Here is an 8,118-nt window from a genome sequence, read left to right as displayed (position 1 = left end):
GGATGGCGCTGAGGACCATGAAACAGGCGAAGTATTCAACGGAGTGCACAGGACATTTTGGACTTTCGTGTAAGTATTACTGTCATTTTACTTCTCCTATAAGGAGATATCCAGATCTGCAGATACATCGTATAATAAAGGAAAATATACATGGCAGACTTGACTCGAGGAGAATAGAACATTACAGCATGATACTTGACAGGGTGGCTGATGACAATTCGCGCAAGGAGAGAAGAGCTGAGGAAGCTGAGCGTGATGTGGAGAAGCTCAAGAAGGTGGAATATATGTCAGCTCACATTGGCGAGGTCTATGACGGATTTGTCTCAGGAGTTACAAACCGGGGAATGTTCGTGGAACTGCCGAATACGGTGGAAGGCTTTGTGAACGTGGCAGATATGCGCGACGATTATTACTATTTTTCTCAGGAAGATTATGCTATGATAGGTGAGGACACGGGCAAACAATATGCCATCGGTGATCCTATACAGATAAAGGTGAAGAATACAGACAAGATGACGAAGTCGATAGATTTCAGTATTGTATATAAAGGAGAGGATACATTTGTCAAAGGAAAGAGGAAACACTCTCATCGCAAATAACAAAAAGGCATATCACGAGTATTTTATAGAAGAGAAGTTTGAGGCCGGAATAGAGCTTGTGGGAACCGAGGTAAAGTCCATAAGACAGGGACACTGCAGTATCAAGGAAGCATTTGTCGGAATAGACCACGGCGAGGTGTATGTGTACAGAATGAATATCAACCCATATGAGAGGGGGAATATATTCAATAAAGATCCGCTCAGGACGAGAAAGTTGCTGCTCCACAGGTACGAGATCAACAAGCTTATCGGACAGCAGAAGGTGAAGGGTTATACCATTATGCCGCTCAAGGTATATATCAGAGATGGACTTGTCAAGATGGAGATAGGTCTGGCAAGAGGTAAGAAGCTCTACGACAAACGTGAGGATATCGCCAAGAAGGATATGAAGCGCGAGATGGAGAGAGATCTTAAGAGCAGGAGCAAGGACTTCTGATCGTGAGCGTTTGTGGAATTTCTGTGAAATCAAACTTATTATTGGAATTATAATGCAGCTTGTGTTATACTAGCAAGGTGTTGAATAAGATAAGCTGGTTCAGATATAATGTGTGTATCGGAATCAAATAAACGATAGTCTGGAGAAGGGCGTTATGAGTCAGAGTAAAGTAGATAAGAAGAAATATGAGAAAAAGCACCGCAAGGAGATACTCAGGAAGCAGAAGATCAAGAAGATTATTGCTATAACAGTTACGATCGTTGTTATCGCTGCTATAGTTGGAAGCGTTGCGGGTGTGAAGATATATAAGGCGATACCTAAGTATGTTGATGCTTCAGGCTTGTCAGAATATGTAGACAAGACTTGGAAGGACAGCGGTTATGACACTCTGTTTTCTGCCACAGCTTCCGATGCTGAGGACACAGCAGACACAACTGAAAATGCAGAAGATACAGCAGAGGCGACAGATGCAGAGGAAGATACAACTGCTGACGCTGAGTAAGAGCATCTGATAAATTAAGATATATAGGCGCAAGTATTATTTTGATATTTGCTGCATATATTATAAATGATTGGTTATCACTGATCTATGATCAGGGGTTGACTGGTTTCGACAGGGGTTTTGAAGCTATGGAAGCCATCCGTGGACCAGAGCCACGCTAAAAGCTGGAAAAAAAATAAACGCTAACGATAATTTAGCATACGCTGCCTAAGGGCAGTCGTCATCCTTTAGGAACGCCGAGCCTTTAGGAATGGCGTCGATTTTCGGCAAACTCCTGCATCTAAGCTTTGCGATGTAGGAAAATCCATGAAGCTACTAAGGTCTATAGCATGTTAGTGGGCGATAGGCTGAGGGAATGTTAAAGCACTGACTGTGATGGAAGAAACTGTAGTGAATGAGCTTTTGGACGCGGGTTCGACTCCCGCCAGCTCCACTATTTTTCATAAGGAGGGGCCCGCCGTAGGTGGGAGGAATCCTTCAGAGGAAGCGCACTGATGTGCGCGTAGGTCATCAAGCTACGCTTGACGACAAGTTGTGAAGCACGCAGACGCCTGCGAACGAAGTTCGTCTTCTAATGCGTCTGCTCCACTTGACTGAATTAAGTCGAACAAGATATTTAATGCAACAGGGCATATAGAAATCAATCTATATGCCCTGTTTGCTAAAAAACGGATAAAATCCGAAAATTCTTCTTGCATCTACAATTTCAGTATGTTATATTAAATGAGTTGTGAAAAGAGTGATGGTCCTCTGTGCCCATATATCCGGTGGATATGGTAGTAAGAACATCAGAATATTAAGGAGGAACACAATGAACGATTACATTAAGAATCTTGAAGCTTCACAGATGAAGGAGAGCGTTGATGAGTTCAACGTAGGAGACACTGTTAAGGTACACAACAGAATCAAAGAGGGTAACAAGGAGAGAATCCAGATCTTCGAGGGTACTGTAGTAAAGAGACAGGGCGGAAGCAACAGAGAGACATTCACAGTTAGAAAGATCTCTAGCGGATGCGGTGTTGAGAAGACATGGCCTGTACACTCACCTTTCGTTGAGAAGATTGAAGTTGTAAGAAAAGGTAAAGTTAGAAGAGCTAAGATTTACTACTTACGTTCAAGAATTGGTAAGGCAGCAAAGGTTAAGGAGCTTGTTAAATAATAAAGCTTGTAACATGAAAGTAAAAGTGGCTGGAGTATTTCTACTCCAGCCATTTTTAGAATGGATGAAATGAACTGAACAAATATATTGATGATTGAAGGATAGAATTCATGAGTGAGAGATATGACAGACTCCGAAGGATAAGGAGAGAAAAAAGGCGTCAGAGAAGACAACAGAGATCATTGAAAAAGACTATGAAGAGCGCACTTGGCTGGTTCATATCGATACTGACAGCGGCTATACTTGGTTATGGTTTTGTTGCATTTGGATTCCAGACGGTATATATGGTAGGACCATCCATGGAGCCGACACTGACGGATGGAGAATCGTATCTGGTCAATAAGGCTGTTTATCTGGTGACATCCCCGGAAAGATACGATGTGGTAGCGTATCGTATAGTTGAGAATCAGGACAAATACTATTCCATCAAGAGAGTGGTAGGCCTGCCGGGTGAGACTGTGCTTATCCAGAATGGTCAGGTATATATAAATGGCAATCCGCTTGCAGATTATCCCGTCGACTGTGAGATAAAAACAGCCGGAATAGCGGAATCTGCGATCACACTTGGAGAGAATGAATACTTCCTGCTCGGAGACAATCCGGACAACAGCCAGGATTCAAGATTTCAGGCGGCTGGCAATGTGCAAAAGAGCGAGATGCTGGGCAGAGTAAAGATAAAATAGAGGTAGAGATATGAATATACAGTGGTATCCCGGACATATGACAAAAGCAAGACGAATGATGCAGGAGGATATAAAACTTATAGATATCGTCATAGAGCTGGTGGATTCAAGAATCCCATTCAGTAGTAAGAATCCTGATATAGACGAGCTTGCAAAGAACAAATACAGACTCATACTCCTCAACAAATCAGATCTTGCGGATGATGCAGTCACAACAAAGTGGGAAAACTATTATAAGAATAAAGACTTTGCCGTTGCAAAGATAAATGCCCGTGACGGTATGGGGATGAAGAGTATCAACAATATCGTGCAGGAGGCCTGCAAAGAGAAGATAGAGAGGGATAGAAAAAGGGGAATCATAAACCGTCCGATAAGGGCGATGATAGTCGGTATCCCGAATGTCGGCAAATCCACGTTTATCAATTCCTATGCGAGAAAGGCCTGCACCAAGGTTGGAAATAAGCCTGGTGTCACAAAAGGCAAGCAGTGGATAAGACTTGGAAAGAATATTGAGCTTCTGGACACTCCCGGTATTTTATGGCCGAAATTCGATGATGAGGCCGTTGGTCTCAGACTTGCGTTCATAGGTTCGATCAATGATGAGATACTCAGCATAACGGATATAGCGGTTGAATTAATTAAATTTTTACAGGCAAACTATTGTAATACCCTTGTTCAAAGGTATAATATTGAAAGTGTTGATGATCCTGTACAGATGCTGACAGGTATCGCAGAGAAGAGACAATGCATTAAGAAGGGCGGGGAGCTCGATTATGACAAGGCTGCGGCTCTGCTGATCGATGATTTCAGATCGGGAAAGCTGGGGCGTATTACATTGGAGACCCCGAAGGAAGACTAGATGAGTGAAGAAAACAAGAATGTTGCTGATGCGTTAAACGATATATTTGAGGATGACCCTGCGAAGAAGGAAAGGGACAAAGAGATCGCCAAATATGAGAAGAAGCGTCAGAAAGCGATAGATAAAGAACAGAAGAAGGCTGCAAAAAAGGCTGCGAATGAAGCAAAGGAAGCTGAAAAGAAAACTGCCGACGATGAGCAGGAAAATAAGGAGAAGTCCTCCTGGTCATGGGACAAAGCAGTCGCTGAGAGTTCGGCTGATGCAAAGGCGGAGACAGCAGATAAATCGGAAGAAGCATCTCAGAAGGAGACATCGGAAGAAGCTGCAGGAGCAGCTAAATCTGAGAGCTCAGATAAAACTGCAGAAGCGGTTAATACAGACTCTTCTGAAGAAGTGTACAATGAGGATGGAGAACTTGACGAGAAGGCTTTAAAGAAGCAGCTCAGGAAAGAGAAGAAAGAGGCAAAAAAGAAAGAAAAGGCCGAAAAGGAAGTCAATATTGTCAAGGATCTCATATTTCTGTGTATTTATATAATAATAGTAATTGGCATATGCTGGGCTGTGCTCACATTTGTCGGACAGCGAACAGAGGTCAGTGGAGAGTCCATGAGCAATACTCTTCACAGCGGAGATACATTATGGATCGACAAGCTTGAGTATGAATTTGGCTCGCCGAAGAGATTTGATGTGGTTGTATTCCCGTATGGAGACGATGATGAGACCTTCTTCATCAAGCGTATAATCGGACTTCCGGGTGAGACAGTGTATATAGACGAAGATGGTGTTATCTATATAAATGACGAGCCTCTGGAGGGCGATGTGTATGGCAGAGAGGCCATAGCCAGCGACAAGCGCGGAGTTGCAGCCGAGGAGATCACACTGGGTGATGACGAGTACTTTGTTCTGGGAGATAACAGAAACAACAGCCGTGACAGCCGTGTGGAGGATGTTGGCAATATACACAAGAAAGACATCATCGGCAGGGCTGTATTCAGATTTACAGGCGGTTTTGGCAAGATAGAATAGGATAAGATATCAGGGGCTGTTGCCTAAAAAGTGGCAATGGTCCTTGTTTTTAGGTGGAGGACATATGGAAAGTATAGCGGAGATAAAAAAAGTATTTGCTGATGCTGATATAAGTGAATATTCGGGGCTTATCGAGAAGTATGGCGACGATGAGAGAGATGGGGTAAAGAAGATCATAGCGTCCGCTCAGAAAAAGATCAATGCTCTTGAAAAGGAAAAAGCCCGCAGCTATAAAATGTTTGAATTTGAGAGAAAATACGCTGATAAGGGATATATATGTGGTATAGATGAGGTCGGAAGAGGCCCGCTTGCAGGCCCTGTAGTGGCTGCTGCAGTCATTCTTCCAAAGGACTGTGATATTTTATACCTCAACGACTCCAAGCAGCTCACACCGAAGAAGAGGGAGGCTCTATACGATGAGATCATGGCGAAGGCTGTAGCTGTAGGCGTGGGTATGGCAAACGAGAAAGTAATTGACGAGATAAATGTTCTCAATGCAGATTACGAGGCGATGAAGCAGGCTATATCGAAGCTTCAGGTTAAACCACAGCTCCTGTTAAACGATGCGGTTAATATTCCGGGTGTTGATATCGAGCAGGTAGGCATAATAAAAGGTGATACGCTGTCTGCGTCGATTGCGGCAGCAAGTATAATTGCAAAGGTTACAAGGGACAGGCTTATGGTTGAGTATGACAGTCTGTATCCGGGTTATGGATTTGCAAAAAACATGGGATATGGTACGGCAGAGCACATTGATGCGCTCAAGAAGATCGGTCCGTGCGCAATACACAGAAGGACGTTTATCAAGAACTTTGTATAACAATTGTTCATCACACATATATTCATGGAAAGGTGAAATGATGTATAACAGCAGAGCAACCGGTAATGAAAAGGAAGCTTTAGCTGCTGATCATCTGGCTGGCAGGGGCTATGAGATCCTGTGCAGGAATTTCAGGGTGGCCAGCGGTGAGATAGATATAGTGGCAAAACACGATGGATATATAGTGTTTATCGAGGTGAAGTATAGGTCCGGAGTACATAAGGGCTTGCCGGAGGAGGCTGTCGATGTGCGCAAGCAGAGACAGATATGTAGGACTGCATTATTCTTCCTGAACAAATATGGATATGGAATGGACACCCCGGTTAGATTTGATGTGATAACCATACTTGGTGAGGATATACATCATATAGAAAATGCATTTGAGTATTCGGGATATTGATAGGATGGCGGATATGGATATAAAGTATATTAGGAAAGACAATTCAACACATGTCCACACGGTGGATGGCGTGGATTATATATCATTTGACAAATTGGACAGAGCCGGAGTTGTAAATGCATTCTCCACCAGGATCGGCGGAGTGAGTGAGGGATATCTGGGTTCCATGAACCTGAGCTTCCACAGAGGCGATGATGCGGATCTGGTAATGGAGAATCACCGCAGATTTGCCACTGCAGTGGGGTATGATTACGAAAAGCTTGTGTTCTCAGATCAGGTGCATAAGACAGACATATATAAAGTTACAGAGAAGGATGCCGGAAAGGGAATAATCAGAGAGTCGGATATTCTGGAGATCGATGGACTTATGACGGATGTTCCGGGGATACCACTTATGACATTTTATGCGGACTGTGTCCCTGTATTGTTCTATGATCCGGTGAAAAAGGTTGTTGCGGCGAATCACTCTGGGTGGAAGGGAACCGTCAGCAAGATAAGCGGACATATGATAAACAGATTGAAGTCTGAATATGGAACATCTCCAGAGAATCTCATTTGCGCCATAGGACCTTCTATATGCAAGAATTGCTATGAGGTGAGTGAAGATGTAGCTGAACGCTTTATGGCGGCATATACGGAAGCAGAGACGGCTCAGATCGTATTTAGCAAGGGTAATGGCAAATATCTGCTTGATCTCCACAAGGCCAACTATTACAATCTTGTTGATTCAGGTGTAAAACCTGAGAATATTGACGTGACAAATATATGTACATGCTGTAACAGCGAATGGCTTTTTTCACACAGGGCGAGCAAAGGCCTGCGGGGTAATCTTGCGGCAGTGATCATGCTCCCTGAATGATAGGGCGTTATTCATTTGCTGCAGCTTTTGATCAGTAGACAATTAATATAAAAGAGGAAATTATGGAACATATTGTAAAGGAAATACTTGAGGGAAGTATAGCCCAGGAGATGGAGATCGAACCGGGAGATAATATTCTGGCGGTCAATGACCATCCTATAGAGGATATATTTGACTATCAGTATCTCATAAATGACGAATATATAGAACTTCTCGTGAGGAAGTCTGACGGCGAGGAGTGGCTTCTGGAGATAGATAAGGATTATGACGAGGATCTAGGGATTGTTTTTGAAAATTCCCTGATGGATAATTACAAGTCTTGCTATAACAAGTGTATATTCTGCTTTATCGATCAGAACCCGAAAGGTATGAGAGACACTATATATTTCAAGGACGATGATTCCAGACTGTCATTTCTTCAGGGAAATTATATTACCCTTACTAATATGAAGGAAAAGGATATTGACAGAATAATCAATTATCACCTTGCTCCGATAAATATATCGGTGCACACTACCAATCCCAAGCTGCGCTGCAGTATGCTGAACAACAGATTTGCCGGTGCCATACTTGACTATATAAGGAAATTTTATGAAGCTGGTATTCCTATGAATGGACAGATAGTTCTGTGCAAGGGGATAAATGATGGGGAGGAATTGTGGCGTACGATCTCTGATCTTATGGAGTTTGTTCCTGTTATGGAGAGCTTATCCGTGGTCCCTGTCGGTTTGTCAGATTACAGAGATGGCTTGTTCCATCTTGAACCGTTCAACAG

11 protein-coding genes and 1 other RNA gene are annotated in these 8,118 nt (G+C 43.1%); all 12 read left to right on the top strand.

The genetic code is table 11. The features are described from left to right. A partial coding sequence (locus AB5150_RS00895) for an RNB domain-containing ribonuclease (RefSeq protein WP_368291059.1) occupies positions 1 to 599 on the top strand: 599 nt, incomplete at its 5' end. After that, a complete protein-coding gene (gene smpB, locus AB5150_RS00890; RefSeq protein WP_022216414.1) occupies positions 562 to 1,035 on the top strand; it encodes an SsrA-binding protein SmpB in 474 nt (157 codons plus the stop codon). The genes AB5150_RS00895 and smpB, both read left to right, overlap by 38 nt. A gap of 154 nt (positions 1,036 to 1,189) precedes the next feature. Further along, complete coding sequence (locus AB5150_RS00885; protein ID WP_015534988.1) at positions 1,190 to 1,537, top strand: hypothetical protein; 348 nt, start codon at positions 1,190 to 1,192, stop codon at positions 1,535 to 1,537. 94 nt (positions 1,538 to 1,631) lie between these two features. After that, positions 1,632 to 1,973, top strand: a transfer-messenger RNA (tmRNA) gene (ssrA, locus tag AB5150_RS00880). A 375-nt stretch (positions 1,974 to 2,348) separates the two neighbouring features. Then, the gene (rplS, locus tag AB5150_RS00875; RefSeq protein ID WP_055272925.1) at positions 2,349 to 2,696 is read left to right on the top strand and encodes a 50S ribosomal protein L19; all 348 of its coding nucleotides are present in this window, start codon (positions 2,349 to 2,351) and stop codon (positions 2,694 to 2,696) included. Positions 2,697 to 2,806: 110 nt separating this feature from the next. Further along, positions 2,807 to 3,379, top strand: coding sequence for a signal peptidase I (gene lepB / locus AB5150_RS00870; protein ID WP_117548919.1), 573 nt, complete (start codon positions 2,807 to 2,809; stop codon positions 3,377 to 3,379). A 10-nt stretch (positions 3,380 to 3,389) separates the two neighbouring features. Then, positions 3,390 to 4,238 (top strand): ribosome biogenesis GTPase YlqF, encoded by an 849-nt coding sequence (gene ylqF / locus AB5150_RS00865; protein WP_015534986.1) that lies wholly within the window; start codon positions 3,390 to 3,392, stop codon positions 4,236 to 4,238. Next, positions 4,239 to 5,264 carry a signal peptidase I gene (lepB, locus tag AB5150_RS00860; RefSeq protein ID WP_118016554.1) on the top strand — a complete coding sequence of 342 codons (1,026 nt, stop codon included), beginning with the start codon at positions 4,239 to 4,241 and terminating at the stop codon, positions 5,262 to 5,264. A 64-nt stretch (positions 5,265 to 5,328) separates the two neighbouring features. Beyond that, positions 5,329 to 6,084: a ribonuclease HII gene (locus AB5150_RS00855; protein WP_015534984.1), complete on the top strand. Its 756-nt coding sequence runs from the start codon at positions 5,329 to 5,331 to the stop codon at positions 6,082 to 6,084. 37 nt (positions 6,085 to 6,121) lie between these two features. Then, the gene (locus AB5150_RS00850) at positions 6,122 to 6,484 is read left to right on the top strand and encodes a YraN family protein (protein WP_117548922.1); all 363 of its coding nucleotides are present in this window, start codon (positions 6,122 to 6,124) and stop codon (positions 6,482 to 6,484) included. Positions 6,485 to 6,497: 13 nt separating this feature from the next. After that, the gene (gene pgeF, locus AB5150_RS00845; protein ID WP_055144958.1) at positions 6,498 to 7,343 is read left to right on the top strand and encodes a peptidoglycan editing factor PgeF; all 846 of its coding nucleotides are present in this window, start codon (positions 6,498 to 6,500) and stop codon (positions 7,341 to 7,343) included. 62 nt (positions 7,344 to 7,405) lie between these two features. Continuing rightward, on the top strand, positions 7,406 to 8,118 hold a 713-nt coding region (locus AB5150_RS00840; RefSeq protein ID WP_368291058.1), incomplete at its 3' end, for a PDZ domain-containing protein.

This window comes from Coprococcus sp. RTP21281st1_F1_RTP21281_210402, assembly GCF_040915325.1.
GTDB classification, from domain to species: Bacteria; Bacillota; Clostridia; order Lachnospirales; family Lachnospiraceae; genus Coprococcus; species Coprococcus aceti.
The sequence above is the reverse complement of the archived record's forward strand: the minus strand, read 5'-3'. Positions and strand labels throughout refer to the sequence as shown.

Bases quoted from the DNA above. Each gene is read 5' to 3' on its own strand.
- AB5150_RS00885 (WP_015534988.1), top strand. From the start codon at position 1,190: ATGAGTCAGAGTAAAGTAGATAAGAAGAAATATGAGAAAAAGCACCGC.
- rplS (WP_055272925.1), top strand. From the start codon at position 2,349: ATGAACGATTACATTAAGAATCTTGAAGCTTCACAGATGAAGGAGAGC.
- lepB (WP_117548919.1), top strand. From the start codon at position 2,807: ATGAGTGAGAGATATGACAGACTCCGAAGGATAAGGAGAGAAAAAAGG.
- ylqF (WP_015534986.1), top strand. From the start codon at position 3,390: ATGAATATACAGTGGTATCCCGGACATATGACAAAAGCAAGACGAATG.
- lepB (WP_118016554.1), top strand. From the start codon at position 4,239: ATGAGTGAAGAAAACAAGAATGTTGCTGATGCGTTAAACGATATATTT.
- AB5150_RS00855 (WP_015534984.1), top strand. From the start codon at position 5,329: ATGGAAAGTATAGCGGAGATAAAAAAAGTATTTGCTGATGCTGATATA.
- AB5150_RS00850 (WP_117548922.1), top strand. From the start codon at position 6,122: ATGATGTATAACAGCAGAGCAACCGGTAATGAAAAGGAAGCTTTAGCT.
- pgeF (WP_055144958.1), top strand. From the start codon at position 6,498: ATGGATATAAAGTATATTAGGAAAGACAATTCAACACATGTCCACACG.